The sequence below is a fragment of the Labrys neptuniae genome (assembly GCF_040797145.1).
Lineage (GTDB): Bacteria > Pseudomonadota > Alphaproteobacteria > Rhizobiales > Labraceae > Labrys > Labrys neptuniae.
The window spans coordinates 1-15,986 of record NZ_JBFNQD010000007.1 but is presented as its reverse complement, the minus strand read 5'-3'; the positions used below and the strand labels follow the sequence as shown (position 1 = coordinate 15,986).

Below are 15,986 nucleotides of genomic sequence, written 5' to 3'. Positions count from 1 at the left end.
CGTTATTTTGCCGTGACCGAGCGCACAGGATGCGCGGCACGATGCCACGCGGCTGCGCGGGAGAGGCCGGCCTACCTTGTCGGTGCCTGTTACCGGCCCTCGGGCGTCAGCGCGGAGACAAACGGTGAGCTACGGACTTTATATCGGCAGGAACCATACGGCTGACGGCATCGCCTATCTCGCCGGCTATGGCGATGAACCCTCGAGCCATTGGCTCGAGCTCCTGCCACGCTGCCGGCATGAGGCGGATGCGCGCATCCCGGTCGGCGTGACGCCGCAGGCCGATCTGCCCGGCCGCATGAGCGAGATCCCGCAGGTTTCCGAAACGGCGCGGCATCTGCGCGTCAGCTACAGCTACTACAAGGGCGTGCCGGCCCCGCTCACCAATGGCGGCCTCAACGAACATGGCGTCGCCGTGCGCGACATCTGGTCATCTTCGCGCCCCGACCTGGTGGCGATGACGCCGGTGGACCAGACCGGCCCCAATTACAGCGACCTTGCTCGCCTCGTCCTGGAGCGGGCGCGCACGGCCCGCGACGGCGTCGATATCATCGCCGACCTGATCGCCCGCCACGGCTATGCCGACTATGGCGGCAATTCGCATCTGATCGCCGATGCCGAGGAGGCCTGGGTGGTGATCGAGTTCTCGGGTGGCCGGGGCCTGTGGGTGGCGGAGCGGCTCGGGCCGGATGCCATTCGCGCCTCCCGGCCGGGCTATGTCGGGCTGGTGCCGATCGAGGATCCAACCCGGGCGGATTTCCTCTATCCGCCGCACTTCGTCTCCTTCGCGCAGGAACAAGGGTGGCATCGGCCTGGCACGCCCTTCGATGCCAATGCCGTCTATGGCGACGGCAAGGGCCGCTGGGCCGGCGTGCAGTGGATCGAAGCGGAGATGGCGGCACGGGCGGGGCGGCCGGAGAAGATCGGCCTGGCGGACGTCTTCTGGGCGGTGCGCACGGAAAGGCTGACCGGCGACACCGCCGGCTATGGCCAGGTGGTGCCGTTGCTGGGCGCGGAGCCCGAGGCCTTGCGCCTCGTCTGGCACACCCAGGTCGGTGCCGTGGCGGCGCCGTTTGTGCCGGTGTTCCTGGGCATCGAGAGCGTGCCGGAGGAATATCGTCGGCATCGCTATCTCAGCGATGGGGAGGCCGCACGCTTCCTCGACACACGCCATGCCGAGAAGGGGCGCCCCGAAACCTTGTCGGCGGTGCCGCAGGGCATCGAATCGACCCGCTCGGCCGGACTCGCCGGCAAGCGGCTGCTCAACCTGCTCTTCCAGCACCACGAAACCTTCCTGCCCGAAGCCCTGGCACTATGGCAGGCGATCGAGGCGACGCTCATCGGGGAGCAGGCGCGAATTGCACGCAGCGCCGCAGTGCTGATCCAGGCCGGCGAGCCGGATCTCGCCGCGCACCTCCTCACCTATTTCACCGGCACGGAGCTGCAGCGTGCCCTCGATACCATGGAGCAGTTGGCGCAGTCCCTGGAGATCAGGACACGCCATCTCTTCGGCATCAGGACGGAGCCCGTCCCGCGTGCCCCGGAGCAAATATGGTGACAGGACCGCTGCGCCCCAGCATCGCTGCCATCCCTGCAAGGCTCAGCACCAGGGCGAAGGGAATGAGGCGAAAGGTGAAGGAGGTGTGCTGGATGGTGTGGTTGGCCTTGAGCTCCACCACCAGCATCGGCAGGAGCGTCAGAGCCAGAACGGCGAGCGCGCCGGCCGCCCGGCCGCGCCGCAGCGCCAGCGAGAACAGCACGAGCCAGGCCAGGAGGCAGGCCGCGATCGGCCACCAGCCCAGAGGCATGGCCGCGCTTTCCAGCAGCATCTCGTAGAGGGCCCGCAAAGGCCGGTAGACCCCGTCGCCGCCGCCGAACCAGCGGGCGAAATCCTGGCTCGGCACCGAGGTCTGTTCCCCGAAGATCCGTCCGGCGAGGACCACCAGGCCCCATTTCGTCGCCCACATGGCGAAATAGCCGGCTATAACAATGGCCTGCAGGAGGATAGCCTGCACCAGGCTGGCGCCGAGCGGGCGCTGCTCCGCCAGCACGGCGCGCAGCAGGAAGGTCCAGCCGAGCACATAGGCCAGCAGGTCGGGATTGTAGAGAAAATCGAAGAAATTGTAGACCGCGCCCATGGCGAAGGCCCAGGGCGCAAAGCCAAGCAGCTCCATCGGCCCCCGTTTGCGCAAGGCGACCGTCCAGCACAGCAGGAGGACCGAGAGGGAAATCGTGTGGGTCGGTGTCAGGCCTGATATCGGCAGGTCCGTCATCACCAGGCCCAGGGCCGTCACGGCCAGGAGCGTGGCGACCCGCGCCGGGCTCGCCGTGCCTCGGAGGACGGGAGGCAGGAACGGTGCCAGCGCCACAAAGGCGCACAGGAAGAGGAGGGCGCCGCCCCAGAGCTGCAGGCTGCGATAGGAGAAGAACGACAGGAATGGCTCGGTAATGAGGCGATAGCCGTGCCAGTAGCGCGAATAGGGGTAATGTGGCTGTTCGGAGCCGGCGAGTTGGTCGTGCAGGCTGTCGCAGATTGACTTCGGCGGCTGCCACAGAAGGGCCGGGGACTGCAGCGTGAAAGTGATCGGGTTGGTCGCCCCTGGCGCGATTGCCGTCGACAGGCCGACGCATTCGCTGAAATGGCTGAGCCGGTGCCGGCCGATGCGCTCGAACGCTTCGTGATCGCCGAAGGACTGGCTGGCAAAGGCCTGCCGGACTGCTTCCTTGATGGCCTCGGGTCGGCGCAGGCCGTCGGCCAGCCCCAGCGAGAGGGAAGCCAGCACGACGATCACGGCGAGGGCTGCGAGCGCCCGCGCGAGGGTTTTGGCGATGGCGGTCAGATCCACGCGGTGAGCCCCGCATTCCGGTAGCAATACGCCGGAACTGGCGGCAAATGCCGTATCTTGTCAATTCACTCGAGTTGCCTCGCGAACAGGCACGCGACTTGTCGGTTTGCTGGAAAGACTTTACGGCGCGATTGCACAAATATTAGGCGCTTCCTGAGAACGGGAGGCCTGTACATCCGGGGCCAAAGGCGGCATAGCGCAGGGAAAGCATCGATGGGCTCGGGACTCCCGGGCAAACAGGGAGAAGCCGAAAAAATGGCACAGGCAGATATCGCAGTCATCGGCATGGCAGTCATGGGGCGCAACCTCGCCATGAACATTGCCGAGAAGGGATTCAAGGTCGCCGTCTACAACCGTTCCTCGGCCCGTACCGACGAGGCCTTGGTCGAAGCCGGCGATCTCGCCGGCAACATGATCGCCTGCCGCTCGATCGAGGAACTGGTCGCCGCCCTCAAGCCGCCGCGCGCGTTGCTGCTGATGGTGAAGGCGGGCGCCGCCGTCGACGAGACCATCGCCCAGCTCAAGCCGCATCTGGCCAAGGGCGACATCATCATCGATGCCGGCAATGCCAATTATCGCGACAGCGTCGCCCATGACCAGGCCCTGTCGGCCGAGGGCTTCGAGTTCCTTGGCGTCGGCGTCTCCGGCGGCGAAGAAGGCGCCCGCCACGGCCCGTCGATCATGGTCGGCGGCAGCCAGAAGGCCTGGGAGCGCGTCCAGCCCGTGCTGACGGCGATCGCCGCGCGCTATCAGGGCGAATCCTGCTGTGCCTATATGGGCCCGGCCGGCGCCGGCCATTTCGTCAAGACGCTGCACAACGGCATCGAATATGCCGACATGCAGATGATCGCCGAAGCCTATGGCCTGATGCGGGCCGGCCTCGGCATGGCGCCGTCGGCCATTGCCTATGTGTTCGAAGGCTGGACCAGGGGCCCGCTCGCCTCCTATCTCACCGAGATCACCGTACAGGCCCTGCGCAGCACCGATCCCTCGACCGGCAAGCCGTTGGTCGACATCATTCTCGACAGTGCCGGCCAGAAGGGCACGGGCCGCTGGTCGGCCATAGAGGCACTCGATCTCGGCGTGCCGGCGAGCGCCATCGCCGCGGCGGTCGAGGCGCGTGGCCTGTCCAGCATGCGCAGCCTGCGCCAGGCGGTGAACGGCGCCCTCGGCGATGCCGAACGGGCCGCAATCGGTACGGCGACGCCCGAGATCATCGCCGAGATCGAGAAGACGCTGCTCACCGGCAAGATCCTGGCCTATGCCCAGGGCTTCGACGTTTTGGCGGCCGGCTCCAAGCAATTCGGCTGGAACCTGCCGCTCGCCGAGATCGCCAAGATCTGGCGCGCCGGCTGCATCATCCGTTCGCGCATGCTCGATGCCATGTCGCGCGCCTATTCGGCGACGCCGGCGCCCGAATCGCTGATCCTCGACCCCGATTTCGCCGGCGAGCTCAAGGCGAGCCTGCCGGCTGCGCGGAAAATCCTCGGCCTTGCCGTGGCCAATGGCCATCCGGTGCCGGCGCTGACCTCGGCGCTCAATTATCTGCAGCAATTGCGTGCCAGCCGGGCCACCGTGGACCTGGTGCAGGCCCAGCGCGACATCTTCGGCGCCCACGGCTTTGAGCGTATCGATCAGCCCGGTGCCCATCACGGCCCTTGGCACACCGGTGCCGAGTAATTGAGGCAAAGTGCGATTTCCGCATGTCGCACTTTCTCTCCAACGCTTTGCATGGGTGCGTTTTCCAGGTCGAGAAGCCTCTCGGCTCTTCTGGAAAACATTCATGAAAAAAGGGGCATGGTCCGCCATGCCCCCTCGCAATGCCGATGTCGGACAGCCGACGCCTATTTTCAGAAACGATTGGGAACGCAGCGCCGGCCGGACGAGGCGGGGTGCGTGCCTCGAGGGCAGGCCGGGCGGCGATAGGCCGGGCCGGGACGCTGGAAACGGTCTGCGCGGCGGAATTCGCAGCGCCCGAAGCGGTTGCGTTCCATGCCCGGTCCGCAGCGGAAGGCAATTTCGTTGACGACCAACGAGCCCTTCGTCATCGGGGTGGAGGCAGGCATGGCCTGCGCTGCGCCCGATGCCACAGCAATAAATCCAAGTGCGGCAGCGATCTTTACAATTCTTAACATAGTATCCGTCTCCGTAGGTGAATATTAGCAGCCCACCAACCAACATAACGTAGGGGAATGTTACGTCGTTGGGTATATGGAAGAGGGCGAAAAGTGTCAATGCGTGGCAATTGTTTAGGCATAAACGCGCACATGCGCCGGCATGCGTGGTAAATTTTTAGTATTCTCGCCAGGGATCGCCTACTTGCTCGGGTTGGCCATTTTTCTGAACACGCTGTCTATGGCGTTCATCAGCAGCGTGTCGGGCTGGTGCCGACAGACTCCCTTCACCGCCAGGATGATGCCGTTGCCGTCCGTGCGGCTGCCGACCCAATGATTGTCGTTGCGGCTGTTGAGCCCGGTCCACCAGCCGAGAATCCAGCTATTGCCCTCGCCTTCGAGGCGTGTGGTGGAGAGCCAATATTTGCACGGCATCGTGCCGACGCCGAGCGCCATATAGTCATAGGCCCGGGCGGACGACGTGGTGATGAAGGCAGCTGCCGCTGCCAGGCAGAGCGCCCCGACGCGACTCATGCGTGGACCTTGTCGGGCAATTCCAGGACGGTCCGGTCGCTTGCAGACCCCTCCTGGTCGTGTCCCCGACCCGATCGGGAGGAGCCTGTTTAGGATCAGATGGAACTTACTCACCCTTCATTCCCGTCGCTGACATGATCGAATTGTGCCCCTTGCAGCAGGCGATGCCGGGCTAGGCGGACGCCGACGCCCCGGCCATGTTCCGAGATGAACTCGACCCCGCCGGTTTCGAGCGCCCGGCGGATGGCGGCGGCGTTCGCGCTGGTGATCTGCGGAACGTCGTCAAAGGCATCGGCTCGCCGGATCGTCGCCACGCCGAGGCTGGAGGCATCCGCCAGCTTCTGGGCGGTCCAGCGCAGCAGGGCACGGCCAGCCCGGATCTGCGCACCGGTAATCGGGGTAGCATGCATCACGTCAGTCCCCTCTCTTATCGGATGATCGGATAGCGCTCACGACTATACGCCGCCGGTTGTTGGGACGGAACCGGTTGCATGGCCCGCGCACCAGCAAATCCGCCGAATCCTGCGGGTTAATCTCGGCGGCAACTCTATAATGCATATTCCATGCACTATGCTTGACTTTGCCCGGGCAGGCCGCTCTGATGACCTGAAGAGAAAGCCAGGATGTATTCCTGTTCCGGCCGTGCCCCCCGCGACCGGGATCAGGAATATGCGCATGCCTTGGCGGGATACAGGGAGCCCAGCATGGCCAGGATCGAACGCATCGAATTGTCGATGGTGGTGCTCGAGCCCAAGGTGAAGCGCGTCGATGCCATCCAGTCCTTCGTGGCCCAGGAGACGCCGATCGTGCGCATCTTCGATGCCGATGGGGCCGTCGGCATCGGCTATAGCTATACGATCGGTACGGGCGGGCATTCCGTGCTGGAATTGCTGGCGCACACCTTCGCACCGGCCCTGATCGGGCGTGAGGCCGCCATGATCGAGCAGATCTGGCGCGACCTGCTCTTCCTCAGCCATGCCACCTCGGTGGGGGCCATCACCTCGCTTGCGCTTGCCGCGGTCGATACGGCGTTGTGGGATCTACGCTGCCGCAAGGCCGGCCTGCCCCTGCATGTCATGGCCGGCGGTGCCCAGGACAGGGTCCGCCTCTACACCACCGAGGGGGGCTGGCTGCAGCTCGACACGGCGGCAATCGTCGCCGATGCGCTCCAGGCAAAGGCCGATGGTTTCGGCGGCTGCAAGATCAAGGTCGGCCGTCCGGTGCGCGAAGATGTGGGCCGCCTCCTCGCCGTGCGCGAGGCCGTCGGCGAGGGCTTCGAGATCTTCACCGATGCCAACCAGGCCTTCGCGGTGGACGAGGCGATCCGGCGCGCCCATCATTATCGCGAGGCGGATATCGGCTGGTTCGAGGAGCCTCTGCCGGCCGACGACGTCGACGGGCATGTCAGGCTGGTCGCCTCCACCTCGATCCCGATCGCGGTCGGCGAGAGCATCTACAGCCCCTCGCATTTCCGCGACTATCTGCAGCGGCGCGCCTGTTCGGTGGTGCAGGTCGATGTCGCTCGCATCGGCGGCATCACGCCCTGGCTCAAGGTGGCGCATATGGCGGAGAGCTTCAATGTCGCCGTCTGCCCGCATTTCCTGATGGAACTGCATGTCGGCCTGTGCTGCGCCGTACCGAATGCGCGCTGGGTGGAATATATTCCCCAACTCGACGGCGTGACCGGCAATACAATGCGCATCGAGGGCGGCTATGCCCTGCCGTCGCAGGAGCCGGGCCTGGGGATCGATTGGGACGAACAGGCGCTCGCCACCTTGCAGGCGGAGGGCTCGGCCAGGCGCATCACGGCTCGCTGATGGAGGGAGGACTGTCATGGCAAGGCGGCTCAAGCTGCAATTCATCGCCGTGACCTGTGACGAGGATTTCTTCCGTCCGGTCCGCAAGGGCATGGCGGATGCAGCCGCACTGATGGATGTCGAGGCGACATTCACGGGGACGAAGGGAGTTGATGCCGGGGAGATGGCAGCGCTCGCACGCCAGGCCATGGCTGATGGCATCGACGGGCTGGCATTGGTTGCCTTCGACGGCGCTGCCTTCGCGCCGGTGGTGGCCGAGGCCCATGCCAGGGGCATTCCGGTGGTGGCTTTCAACATCGACCAAGGCAAGGGCCGTGCCGGTACGCTCAGCGGTATCGCGCAGGATTTCGGCGGCGCGGGCCGGACCCTTGGCCGGCGCGCGGCAACGGCCATCGCGCCAGGCAGCCGCGTGCTGCTTACCCTCCACGATGCCGGTATCTCGGCGCTGGAGGAACGCCGCGACGGCATCAAGGCGGCCCTGGAGGGGCACGACATCGCGTGGGTCGAGACGATAACAGGCCATCAGGTCGAGGAGGCCGCCCGGCGCGTCGAGGCGATCCTGGCCGGAGAGCCCGGTATTTCGGCGATCCTGGCCACCGGCCAGGCCGACACCGAGGGCGCCGGGGTGGCGGTGGAACGAACGCGCCGCACGCTCTATGCCGCCGGCTTCGATCTGTCGCCTGGCATATTGCGCCTGGTCGAAGCGGGACATCTTGCCTTCACCATCGACCAGCAACCCTATGCCCAGGGCTTCTATCCGGTGATTCAGCTCGTGCTCAATTTGCGCTATGGCTTGATGCCGGCAAGCCTCGATGCCGGAGCCGCGATCGTCGACCGTGCCAATGCATCCCGGATTCGGGTTCTGTCGGAAGCGGGCTATCGTTGAGGGGCTAAGGCCAGGCGGCTTCCTTCCGGTTGCGTCACGAGTGCGATCGAGGAGACGCTGTAGAAATGTCGAACATGAGCGGGCTTTTCGGGCAGGGCCAAGGTGGACCCTCGCCGGAAAAGTCTGCTTGGAGGCGAGGGGAGGGGCGGCATGGGCATCCCGGCGACAAGACGGCGATTGAACGAGATCGTCGGCGAAACGCTGGCCTCCCATATCCGCTCGGGGGCGCTGCCGGCCGGCTTCGTCATTCGGGAAAAGGCGGTCACCGATCTCTTCGGTGTCGGTCGCATGCCGGCCGTGGTCGCCCTGGCCCGTCTGGAGGCCGAACGCCTGGTCCATCGCAGGCCGGCGTTGCGGGGCGTGGTCGTCGGCCTCAGCCGTACGGTGCCGGCGAGGCCGGGCGATCTGGCCGGGCATGTCACCCTGCCCGAGGGCCTTGGACGTGAACTCGGGCAGCGCAATTGGCGCAGCCTGATTTATCCCGCCCTGGAGCGCCAGGTGGCCTCTTGCCTGCTGTTCGGGCGCTTCCAGATCCGCACCCCGGCGCTCGCCGAGCATTTCGGTGTCAGCAGGACCATCGCCCACGAGCTCCTGCTGAGGCTCGAGCGCGTCGGTCTGGTGCGCCAGGAAGTCAATGCACGCTGGTATGCCGGCCCGCTGACACCGACCCGAATCGACGAGCTCTACGAAATGCGCATCCTGCTGGAGCCGGCGGCTCTGCGGCAGTCGGTACGAGGACTCGAACCGTCGGTCATCGAAGAAAGGCTCGACCGGGTGTCACAGGCCCATACTGCCGAGGCGCGGTCGGATGCCTCGCTGCTGCACCGGCTCGAAACCGATCTGCATCAGGATGTCGTGCTGCGCTGCGCCAATGAGGAGTTGCGCGCCACGCTCTATCGCTGCCAATTGCCGCTGATTTCGGTGCATCTGTCGTTCGGCAGTTATGGCGAGCGCACCGACATTCCCCAGATGATCGGCATGCACAAAGCCGTGCTCGAGCACCTTGCCGGGGGGCGGGTGGAAGAGGCGGCGCTCGCCCTCGAAAGCCATTTGAGGTGCTCGCGGGACGACAATCCGGCGCGCCTCGCCGATCTGCCCGCACTTGCTCCGTCGCAGTTACACCCCTATCTCGACCCGATTTGACCCTGAAACGGCTCAAATCGACGTAAATTCAATGTCAAATATGACGGGCGCGGCTGCGCTTGCATTTCTGCGCCGATGCCAGCATAAAAGCCCATCGATCTCGGCCGGACGTTTTGGCTGTGTGGTCTCATGGCCACGCTTGCTGATGACCTTCCTACCAATTTCGACCCATGGAGCTTCGTGCCGCCGGTCGGTTGCAGGAAGTTCGATCGTGCCCATAGGAAAGGTTCGTCATGAGCACAGGTACTGTTAAGTGGTTCAACTCCCAGAAGGGCTACGGCTTCATTCAGCCAGATGACGGCTCGAAGGACGTTTTCGTTCACATCAGCGCGGTGGAACGCGCCGGCCTGCGCGACCTGCAGGAAGGCCAGAAGATCACCTATGAGCTGACCGAGGACCGTCGTTCCGGCAAGCTGGCAGCTGATCGCCTGCAGGCTTCCTAAGTCCTGCGGTCGCGTCCCGGGACGCGCCTGAATTTGAGTTAGGATGGGTGAAAGCCCATTTGACGCCTCCGGTCGCACCGGGGGCGTTTTTGTTTGAAAGGGGGCGCTGGATCGAATCGGCTCCCCAGTATCGGGCTGCAAGGAGCGGTTTTCGACGGGTGCAAGCGACAGGGACCATGGCAGCGGAAATGGCGCCGCTGGGCCGTTCGATGATCCGAGGATGAAGATCGGTATTCTTACCGGATGGCCAGCGAAGATGTCGAGGAAGGCGGGCCGGCCTTCAGGGCATCGACATGAGTCGCGAGAGCGGCAAGATTTGAACCGGCGGCCATATCTCGGCATCGCGTCCGATGCTGCCGCGAATCGTGCGTTCGAGAAACCCTATGACCGGTCGGCACAATCAGCCTGACAATGTCTGGGCGAGCAGCATTCCGGGAGCATGGAATGAAGATTTGTACCATCCCGGCACCAAGGCCGTGCGATGGTACAGTTGGGTGGACTCGAACCACCGACCTTCGGAGCCACAATCCGACGCTCTAACCAACTGAGCTACAACTGCATCTGGGCATGCGTTTAGCGGGATCGTTCCGCTATTTCAAGTGTGCAGGCAGGGGATTTTTTCATTCGCCCCCAATCAAAGAAAAAGGCCCGGACCAAGTCCGGGCCTCGTAACGTCAGCGGAGCTGAAAAATCAGGCAACGCTCTTGAAGGTCTTCTCGACCTGAGCCTTGACCGGAGCGATCGTCTCATTGGCGACCTTCTGGGCGAGCTCGCCATATTCCTTGGCCTGGGCCGAGAAGGTCTCGGCCTGCTTGCGCAGGAAAGCGGTGTTGAGCTCGATCACGTCCGAGAAGGTCTTCACGCCGAACAGGGCGATGGCATGGTCGAAGGAAGCGTTGGTGTTGGTGCGGGCGGACTCCAGGACCTTCAGGCCGAGGGTCGAAACGCCCTTGGAAGCGGTGCTGTAGGCGCCTTCGAAAGCGCTGGAAGCTTCTTCGGCAGCAACCTTGATCTTGGCATAGGTGTCCTTGGCCTGGGCAGCGCCCTTCTCGGCGAAGTCACGGACGGAAGCAGGAATTTCCAGCTTGGAGAGATTTTCGAAGGCCAGTTCAGTTTCAGTCTTGTTCTTGGCGGCAACCATAGAACGCTCCTTGGGAGTAAGGGTGAAATTGGATCAGTGGACTTAACGAAACGTCTTGAGGAGCCTTCGGCATGACATGCCGCGATGTGGGGCGACCTCACCTGCCACAATCTATATCAAATGCCCTTGTGCGATGCAATAACTCTGTTGCAGTGCACAATCGTCCGATAAAAGCACAAATTTTAAGCGATTCATGCCCAAAATTATGCCTATCGGTGAATTTTTGTGTGTGGTCAAAACCGTGGGGATCGACGGAATTTTGCTCGATATTGCGTTGCAATAGGCATTTTTGTGACAATTCCCCGCCAAATCGGTGCTCTTCACGTCCAGAAGGCAAGGCCGGCATTACGCAAGGGAAAGTATTGCTTGCGGTCTCGACGAAGAGATATGCCGTGAATGCAAGACAGGGCTGTCTTTTTGCGGTGACGGCAAGAATAGTTCAGTTGTCTGGAATTATTAACACGCAGATTTCAAGCAGTATTTTACCTCGCACCGGGCAAGCTTCCATGCCGAAAGCCCCAAATCAATGCTCGCGTGAGGCCCTGCCCGCATCTCCCCCCGAGAGGCCGGAAGGAATCCCTCGCATTTCCTGGAGTCGAGGTCGGGCTGCGGCCTTGCCGGGCTGCCTCTACTGGCAATCCCGGCAACGCGATTCGACGAGGCCCTATTTCTTCGGCTTGGTGACGTCAGAAGCCAGCTTGCTGGCCGTGGCACCGATATCCTTGGCCTGCTCGCCGAAAGCCTGGAGCTGCGCCTTGATGAAATCGCTCTGCAGTTGCAGCACTTGCTGGGGGTCCTTGGCCTTGACCAGGCTCGAGGCGAAGTCCAGCGCGGCCGCGACGTTCTGCTCGGCATAGGTCAGGGCCTTGCGACCGATATCCTTGCCGCCGGTTTGGATGGCATCGCTCGTGCCTTCGATGGTACCGGCTGCCTTGTAGGCCGCCCCCATGAAACCGTCGAACGCCTTCTTGGCCTGATCGACGCTCTTTTCCGCCAGGTCGCGCATCTCGGACGGAATTTCGAAGTTCGGCGGCTTGGTTGTCATAGGCGTCTCCTCCGTTGCCCCCGTCCCCAGGCCGGTGACGGTGCGGGTGACGATAGCGCAGGCTTGCCGTTTTAACCATGCCCCAGATCAGCGGGGGATGACGGGGGAGCGGCGATTTACCCTTTTGTTTTCCATCTGTATTCATACTTTGTTAGTCATTTCGGCAGGTTCTTGGAAAACGGCATGATCGAGGCGATGTTGCGGACGGCTTTGATGGCCGATCAGCGCCTGCAGGCGCTGATGGACGACCCGCGCCCGGCCTTTGTCTGGCATCTGGACGGGCGTGCGCTCGCCTGGGCCAATCGCGCCGGAGCCCAGAGTCTGGGGCTGCTGCCCGCCGATATCCTGCGCCAGCAATCGAGCCCGGCCCTGGTCTCGCTCTCGCCCCAGATCGCGGCCATCGCCCGTAAACTGCCGAGGCCGGGCGCCATGCGGCTCGACCGCCTGCGCCTGCCCGGCATGGGCGCGCTCGATACCCTGTCCTGTGCCTGCCGGTCCTTTGACGGTCCGGAAGGATTTCTCGGGCTGCTGGTGCAATCGCTCGATCTTCCGCGCGGACGGCGCCAGCACAGCTGGGCCCCGCCCTCGGTCGCGGATACGCTGCCGCCTTTGCCGGGCACGGAGCCGGCCTCGATCTCGTCCGGTGAATCGCCCGCCGCCAAGCCCTTCGAGCAGAGCGGTGCCTGGCGTTGGGTCGAGGCCGATGGCGAACGTGCGGAACCGATGAGGCCCGATGCGCCGCTGTCCTCGCCACCGGAGCCCGTTCGGAGCCAGGCATCCGAGCCCTCGCCGGTGGCTCGCAGCAAGCCCTTGCGCTTTGTCTTCCAGACCGATGCGGAGGGACGTTTCGTCTCCGTTTCGACCGAATTGGCGCAGGCTCTGGGCCGGAAGGCTGCGGACTGGACTGGTCGGCGCTTCGCCGACATCGCTGCGGCGCATGGCCTGCGCGACACCACGGCCATCACCGGGGCCTTTGCCGGCCAGCGCACCTGGACCGGCCTGTCCTTCCTGTGGCCCGATTCAGTCGCGCGCCAGGAAACGCCGGTCACTTTGAGCGCGTCGCCGCAATTCCAGGGCGAGGGGCAGTTTGTCGGATTCCGTGGCTTCGGCATGGCCGGCCTGCCACGGCCGCTATCGACCCCGGTCGAGGCCGAAGCACCGCCGCCGAAAGCCACGATCGTCTGGCAGGACGCCGATCCGGCGGAGGAAGAGGAACCGGCGCCAGCGCCCGTTCCTGAAGAGCCGACATTTCGCGCGACCGCCGGGAATACCGACAGCAATGTGGTGCGCCTGCCGAACAAGACTGTGCAAGAAAGACCGGCCTCCGAGCGGCCTGTATCTGAAAGACCCACCTCGGAGCGTTCACCTCTCGAACGGCACAGCCTGACGCCGACGGAGCGCATCGCCTTCCACGAGATCGCCAAGGCTCTCGGCGCCCGTATCGAGGGTGAGCGCCGCGAGGAGCCGGCAAGGCAGGAGGTCCGCCCCGCGGCCGAGCCCGATCATGCCGATCGCGAGAAGGCTGCAACTGCGTCGGAATCGGAAACGCGCGCCGAAAAGCCTGACACGGCGATCCCTCCTGTAGAACCGGATCCCGAGCCCGCCGAACACGCGATCGCGCCGGCCTTGAGTGCCGACGAGATCCGCTGGCTGGAGGATGCCGCTTCGGAGCCGGAGGCCGGCCCGGGCGAAACGGTGCCCGCAAGCGCGCCGGAACCGGTGGCACGCCCGGTCAAGCTCGGACGTCTCGACAAGGTGCCGGTCGCCCTGATCGATCGGCTGCCGATCGGCATCTTCATCGCTCGCGGCGAGGACCTGCAATTCGCCAATCGCACCATGCTCGAATTGCTCGGCTATCCCGATGTCGAAGCGATCCGCCAGGTCGGCGGCCTCGACCATGTCTTTGCGGGCAGCGACCCCGTTCCCCCGGGCGAGGAGGCCAATCCCGGCGTGCTCCTGAAAACGGCTTCGGGCGAGACGATTGCCGTCGACGGCCGTGTGCAGACCACGCATTGGGATGGGGAGAGCGCCCTGCTCATTTCCGTTCGCCGCCCGCTCGGCGAGGTCGGTGCCGACAAGCTGCACGCGGCGGAACGCCGGGCCGACGAGCTCCAGGCCGTGCTCGATACCGCCACGGACGGCGTGGTGATTCTCGACGGGCAGGGCCGCATCGTCAGCATCAACCGCAGCGCCGAGGCATTGTTCGGCTATGAGCAGCGCGAGATCATCGGCAAGGACCTCCTGCTGCTGTTCGCGCCGGAGAGCCATCGGGCCGCCTTCGACTATCTCGACAGCCTGCGCTCCAACGGTGTGGCCAGCCTGCTCAACGACGGCCGCGAGGTAATCGGGCGCGTGCGCCAGGGCGGTTCGGTGCCGCTGTTCATGACCATCGGCCGGCTCGGCAGCGAGAGGACGGGCGAGGAGGCCAAGCGCTTCTGTGCCGTGCTGCGCGACGTCACCAGCTTCAAGAAGGCCGAGAGCGAATTGACGGCCGCCAAGCGCCAGGCCGAGGAGGCCTCCTCGCAAAAATCCGACTTCCTCGCCAAGATTTCGCACGAGGTGCGCACGCCCCTCAACGCCATCATCGGCTTTGCCGAGGTGATGATGGAGGAGCGCTTCGGCCCGATGGGCAATGAGCGCTACCGCTCCTATGCCCGCGACATCCATACCTCTGGCGAGCATGTCATCAGCCTGGTCAACGATCTGCTCGATCTCTCCAAGATCGAAGCCGGCAAGCTCGACCTCAGCTTCTCCAGCGTCAATCTCAACGAGGTCGTGCAGCAGTCCGTCAGCCTGATGCAGCCCCAGGCCAGCCGCGACCGCATCATCATCCGCATGGCGCTGGCCGGAAACCTGCCCAATGTGGTGGCCGACGGCCGCAGCATGCGCCAGATCGTGCTGAACCTTTTGTCGAACTCGATCAAGTTTACCCAGGCCGGCGGCCAGGCCATCATCTCCACCACCTTGTCGGAGCGCGGCGAGGCTGTGCTCAGGGTGCGCGACACCGGCGTCGGCATGACCGAACGCGAACTCGCCATCGCCATGGAGCCCTTCCGCCAGGTCGCCTCGACCACGCTGGGTGGCACCGGCCTCGGCCTGCCGCTGACCAAGGCGCTGGTGGAGGCCAACCGGGCAGCTTTCACCATCCAGTCCACCAAGAATTCGGGCACGCTGGTCGAGGTTACTTTCCCCTCGACGCGGGTGCTGGCGGAGTAAGGGTGCGTCACACGTGGCTGCCAGATCGCCGGCAAGGATATCAGAAGAGGGATGTGAGGTCGCGCCTTCCGTCGACGACACGGATGACCTCGACTTCGTTTACCGGCATGATCTCATCGTCCGGCTTGAGCCGATAAACGACGAGATAGGGTGCAATCACTAGGACTCTCGCAAATTCCCTGATTTCCGGGCGGGCGGTTCCAAGAGGAGGGTTATCGCGCAGCACAATTGGGCAACATCCTTCAAGCGATCATAGATCTTGTCTGCTGCGGCAGGACTGTCGAGGCCAATGGCTACGTAGATATCGAGCAGATCTTCTTCCGATTGCGGTGTCCAGATCAGCGCGGCGGCCATCAGGGCTTGGCTTTGATTACTGCGAGGCGGCGACGGCCTTCGGCCCTTACAGCCTCAAAGTCGATGCTTCGGCCGGGTCCGCTGGCAATCCCCTCGTCCCAAGCCCGGCGCAGGCGCTCGATCTCGTTACGGCGCATTTCCCGCTTGACCTCCCAATCGCGCAGGGCTTCCCGCACGATCTCCGAAGTCGACGCATATTCACCCGCCTCGACGGCACCTCGGAGGCTCGAAATCTGCTTGACCGTCAGGGCGATGCTTACTTTTTCCACGGAGGCCATCAGGGCATATCCCCTTGTGTGGAGATCATGGATCTTGCTACTTTTTCCTACCATGATGCTAACAAAGGCGCAAACTTAGCCGATGGCACGCCCTAGCACTACTTTGGCAGATTAAGTGCTTGTTAAGTTATCTGATCAATGCTGATCGCTTGAGGAGGGTCCCGAGCGA

Annotated in this window: 15 protein-coding genes and 1 tRNA gene; 7 read left to right on the top strand and 9 right to left on the bottom strand. The window is 64.1% G+C overall.

Translation table 11 applies throughout. From position 1 onward, the window contains the following. Nucleotides 1-124 precede the first annotated feature (124 nt). The gene (locus ABXS05_RS19810; RefSeq protein WP_367625135.1) at nucleotides 125-1,558 is read left to right on the top strand and encodes a C69 family dipeptidase; all 1,434 of its coding nucleotides are present in this window, start codon (nucleotides 125-127) and stop codon (nucleotides 1,556-1,558) included. On the opposite strand, the gene ABXS05_RS19805 is transcribed toward ABXS05_RS19810, so the two are convergent. Beyond that, entirely contained in the window at nucleotides 1,515-2,846 is a 1,332-nt protein-coding gene (locus tag ABXS05_RS19805) for a hypothetical protein (RefSeq protein WP_367625134.1), read from the bottom strand. The two genes, ABXS05_RS19810 and ABXS05_RS19805, sit on opposite strands and share 44 nt — an antisense overlap. A 255-nt stretch (nucleotides 2,847-3,101) precedes the next feature. Between ABXS05_RS19805 and gnd the strand changes: the two genes are divergently transcribed. Next, a complete protein-coding gene (gene gnd / locus ABXS05_RS19800; protein ID WP_367625133.1) occupies nucleotides 3,102-4,526 on the top strand; it encodes an NADP-dependent phosphogluconate dehydrogenase in 1,425 nt (474 codons plus the stop codon). Between the two features lie 170 nt (nucleotides 4,527-4,696). Here gnd and ABXS05_RS19795 read toward each other — a convergent pair whose 3' ends face one another. From ABXS05_RS19795 to ABXS05_RS19785, 3 genes are all read right to left on the bottom strand, one after another. Further along, on the bottom strand, nucleotides 4,697-4,912 hold the full coding sequence (locus ABXS05_RS19795) for a hypothetical protein (RefSeq protein WP_367625132.1): 216 nt from the start codon (nucleotides 4,910-4,912) through the stop codon (nucleotides 4,697-4,699). Between the two features lie 249 nt (nucleotides 4,913-5,161). Then, complete coding sequence (locus ABXS05_RS19790) at nucleotides 5,162-5,494, bottom strand: hypothetical protein (protein ID WP_367625131.1); 333 nt, start codon at nucleotides 5,492-5,494, stop codon at nucleotides 5,162-5,164. Nucleotides 5,495-5,604: 110 nt separating this feature from the next. Next, on the bottom strand, nucleotides 5,605-5,904 hold the full coding sequence (locus ABXS05_RS19785; RefSeq protein WP_068286669.1) for a hypothetical protein: 300 nt from the start codon (nucleotides 5,902-5,904) through the stop codon (nucleotides 5,605-5,607). A gap of 294 nt (nucleotides 5,905-6,198) precedes the next feature. Between ABXS05_RS19785 and ABXS05_RS19780 the strand changes: the two genes are divergently transcribed. The 4 genes from ABXS05_RS19780 (at nucleotide 6,199) to ABXS05_RS19765 (ending at nucleotide 9,783) form a co-directional block, all read left to right on the top strand. Continuing rightward, entirely contained in the window at nucleotides 6,199-7,311 is a 1,113-nt protein-coding gene (locus tag ABXS05_RS19780) for a mandelate racemase/muconate lactonizing enzyme family protein (protein ID WP_367625130.1), read from the top strand. Nucleotides 7,312-7,327: 16 nt separating this feature from the next. Then, nucleotides 7,328-8,197, top strand: coding sequence for a substrate-binding domain-containing protein (locus tag ABXS05_RS19775; RefSeq protein ID WP_367625129.1), 870 nt, complete (start codon nucleotides 7,328-7,330; stop codon nucleotides 8,195-8,197). Nucleotides 8,198-8,347: 150 nt separating this feature from the next. Further along, nucleotides 8,348-9,340 carry a GntR family transcriptional regulator gene (locus tag ABXS05_RS19770; protein WP_367625128.1) on the top strand — a complete coding sequence of 331 codons (993 nt, stop codon included), beginning with the start codon at nucleotides 8,348-8,350 and terminating at the stop codon, nucleotides 9,338-9,340. A 233-nt stretch (nucleotides 9,341-9,573) separates the two neighbouring features. After that, nucleotides 9,574-9,783, top strand: a complete 210-nt coding sequence (locus ABXS05_RS19765; protein WP_068286658.1) for a cold-shock protein — start codon at nucleotides 9,574-9,576, stop codon at nucleotides 9,781-9,783. A gap of 482 nt (nucleotides 9,784-10,265) precedes the next feature. On the opposite strand, the gene ABXS05_RS19760 is transcribed toward ABXS05_RS19765, so the two are convergent. The 3 genes from ABXS05_RS19760 to ABXS05_RS19750 form a co-directional block, all read right to left on the bottom strand. Then, nucleotides 10,266-10,342: transfer RNA gene (locus tag ABXS05_RS19760), tRNA-His, on the bottom strand. Nucleotides 10,343-10,474: 132 nt separating this feature from the next. Further along, entirely contained in the window at nucleotides 10,475-10,924 is a 450-nt protein-coding gene (locus ABXS05_RS19755) for a phasin (protein WP_068286655.1), read from the bottom strand. Between the two features lie 664 nt (nucleotides 10,925-11,588). Beyond that, nucleotides 11,589-11,969, bottom strand: a complete 381-nt coding sequence (locus ABXS05_RS19750) for a phasin (RefSeq protein WP_311942575.1) — start codon at nucleotides 11,967-11,969, stop codon at nucleotides 11,589-11,591. Between the two features lie 183 nt (nucleotides 11,970-12,152). On the opposite strand from ABXS05_RS19750, the gene ABXS05_RS19745 reads away from it, so the two are divergent. Next, nucleotides 12,153-15,185, top strand: a complete 3,033-nt coding sequence (locus tag ABXS05_RS19745) for a PAS domain-containing sensor histidine kinase (RefSeq protein ID WP_367625127.1) — start codon at nucleotides 12,153-12,155, stop codon at nucleotides 15,183-15,185. A gap of 159 nt (nucleotides 15,186-15,344) precedes the next feature. Here ABXS05_RS19745 and ABXS05_RS19740 read toward each other — a convergent pair whose 3' ends face one another. Both ABXS05_RS19740 and ABXS05_RS19735 read right to left on the bottom strand, forming a co-directional pair. Next, nucleotides 15,345-15,539, bottom strand: a complete 195-nt coding sequence (locus tag ABXS05_RS19740) for a type II toxin-antitoxin system RelE/ParE family toxin (RefSeq protein WP_311942569.1) — start codon at nucleotides 15,537-15,539, stop codon at nucleotides 15,345-15,347. Then, on the bottom strand, nucleotides 15,539-15,817 hold the full coding sequence (locus ABXS05_RS19735; RefSeq protein ID WP_311942566.1) for a ribbon-helix-helix domain-containing protein: 279 nt from the start codon (nucleotides 15,815-15,817) through the stop codon (nucleotides 15,539-15,541). The genes ABXS05_RS19740 and ABXS05_RS19735 overlap by 1 nt, the downstream gene beginning before the upstream one ends. Nucleotides 15,818-15,986: the final 169 nt, after the last annotated feature.

What these genes read in the sequence shown, in the direction of transcription:
- ABXS05_RS19745 (WP_367625127.1), top strand. Translation starts at nt 12,153, where the DNA reads ATGATCGAGGCGATGTTGCGGACGGCTTTGATGGCCGATCAGCGCCTG.
- ABXS05_RS19780 (WP_367625130.1), top strand. Translation starts at nt 6,199, where the DNA reads ATGGCCAGGATCGAACGCATCGAATTGTCGATGGTGGTGCTCGAGCCC.
- gnd (WP_367625133.1), top strand. Translation starts at nt 3,102, where the DNA reads ATGGCACAGGCAGATATCGCAGTCATCGGCATGGCAGTCATGGGGCGC.
- ABXS05_RS19740 (WP_311942569.1), bottom strand. Translation starts at nt 15,539, where the DNA reads ATGGCCGCCGCGCTGATCTGGACACCGCAATCGGAAGAAGATCTGCTC.
- ABXS05_RS19770 (WP_367625128.1), top strand. Translation starts at nt 8,348, where the DNA reads ATGGGCATCCCGGCGACAAGACGGCGATTGAACGAGATCGTCGGCGAA.
- ABXS05_RS19750 (WP_311942575.1), bottom strand. Translation starts at nt 11,969, where the DNA reads ATGACAACCAAGCCGCCGAACTTCGAAATTCCGTCCGAGATGCGCGAC.
- ABXS05_RS19735 (WP_311942566.1), bottom strand. Translation starts at nt 15,817, where the DNA reads ATGGCCTCCGTGGAAAAAGTAAGCATCGCCCTGACGGTCAAGCAGATT.
- ABXS05_RS19795 (WP_367625132.1), bottom strand. Translation starts at nt 4,912, where the DNA reads ATGCCTGCCTCCACCCCGATGACGAAGGGCTCGTTGGTCGTCAACGAA.
- ABXS05_RS19785 (WP_068286669.1), bottom strand. Translation starts at nt 5,904, where the DNA reads ATGCATGCTACCCCGATTACCGGTGCGCAGATCCGGGCTGGCCGTGCC.
- ABXS05_RS19755 (WP_068286655.1), bottom strand. Translation starts at nt 10,924, where the DNA reads ATGGTTGCCGCCAAGAACAAGACTGAAACTGAACTGGCCTTCGAAAAT.
- ABXS05_RS19775 (WP_367625129.1), top strand. Translation starts at nt 7,328, where the DNA reads ATGGCAAGGCGGCTCAAGCTGCAATTCATCGCCGTGACCTGTGACGAG.
- ABXS05_RS19765 (WP_068286658.1), top strand. Translation starts at nt 9,574, where the DNA reads ATGAGCACAGGTACTGTTAAGTGGTTCAACTCCCAGAAGGGCTACGGC.
- ABXS05_RS19790 (WP_367625131.1), bottom strand. Translation starts at nt 5,494, where the DNA reads ATGAGTCGCGTCGGGGCGCTCTGCCTGGCAGCGGCAGCTGCCTTCATC.